Annotated in this window: 1 protein-coding gene; it reads right to left on the reverse strand. The window is 71.8% G+C overall.

What is annotated here, in order from left to right; genetic code table 11:
* Window positions 1-1,499, reverse strand: a 1,499-nt coding sequence (locus tag ACIOWN_RS34495; RefSeq protein ID WP_401984479.1) for a beta-ketoacyl synthase N-terminal-like domain-containing protein, incomplete at both ends; no start/stop codon positions are given.

Consider the following 1,499-nt stretch of genomic DNA (forward strand, 5'->3'; position numbering starts at 1 on the left):
AGGACCAGCATGCCGACACCCTCGGACCAGCCGACACCATCGGCGGAGTCCGAGAACGCCTTGCACCGCCCGTCGGGCGACAGACCCCGCTGACGTGCGAAGTCCACGAAGACTCCCGGTGTCGACATCACGGTCACACCGCCGGCCAGGGCGAGCGAGATCTCACCCGAGCGCAGCGCCTGCATGGCCCAGTGCATCGCCACCAGCGACGACGAGCACGCGGTGTCCACCGTGACCGCCGGACCCTCGAAACCGAAGGTGTACGAGACCCGGCCGGAAGCCACGCTCGGTGAGGCGCCGCTGCCCTGGAAGCCCTCGAACTCGGGGCTCGCCAGCATCGCGCTGTAGTCGCTGTACATCACGCCGGCGAACACACCGGTCGCACTGCCGCGCAGGCCGACCGGGTCGATGCCGGCCCGCTCGATCGCCTCCCACGACGACTCGAGCAGCAGGCGCTGCTGCGAGTCCGTGGCGAGCGCCTCGCGGGGGCTCATCCCGAAGAAGCCGGGGTCGAACTCCCCCGCCTCGTGCAGGAATCCACCGGAACGCGTGTAGGACGTACCGGCGTGGTCGGGGTCCGGGTGGTACAGGTTCTCCACGTCCCAGCCACGGTTGACCGGGAAGGCACTGATGGCGTCGGTGCCTTCGGTGACCAGGCGCCACAGGTCCTCGGGCGAGGCGACCCCGCCCGGGTAGCGGCAGGCCATGCCCACGATGACGATCGGGTCGTCCGCCACGGCCGCCGTGCCCCGCTGTACGACCTCCGCCGCGACGTCGGTGCCGAGGAGCTCCTCCAGGATGAAGTCGACCAGGACCTCGACGGTCGGGTAGTCGAACACCATCGTGGCGGGCAGGCGCAGCCCGGTGACCCCGTTCAGGCGGTTGCGGAGTTCGACCGAGGTGAGGGAGTCGAAGCCGAGGTCACGGAAGGCACGCGCGGGGTGGACGGCCGTGGCGTCGGCGTGGCCGAGCACCAGGGCGACCTGGCCGCGGACGAGGTCCACGAGCACTTCCCGTCGCTCGACCGCGTCCAGGACGGCCAGCCGGTCGCGCAGACCGGTCGCCGTCGCCGAGCCCGCGACCGCCGCACGGCGCGAGCGGCCCCGGATCAGCGAACGGAGCAGCGGCGGCACTTCGCCCTGACCGCGCAGGGCGGGCAGGTCGAGCCGGACGGGGACGAGCGCGGCATCATCGGTGGACAGCGCGGCGTCGAAGAGGGCCAGACCCTGCTCGACGGCGAGCGGGGGCACTCCGGAGGCCGCGAGCCGTTCGAGCTCCGCGTCGGAGAGCGTGTCGGTCATGCCGCCGGTGCCGGTCTGCTCCCAGGGGCCCCAGGCCAGCGACAGACCCGGCAGGCCGGCCCCACGCCGGTACGCCATCAACGCGTCCAGGAACGCGTTTCCGGCCGCGTAGTTGGCCTGACCCGCATTGCCGAACACACCGGCAACCGACGAGAACACCACGAACGCGTCCAGATCCAGACCGCGCGTCGCCTCATG

This window comes from Streptomyces sp. NPDC087787 (assembly GCF_044743035.1).
Classification (GTDB): domain Bacteria; phylum Actinomycetota; class Actinomycetes; order Streptomycetales; family Streptomycetaceae; genus Streptomyces.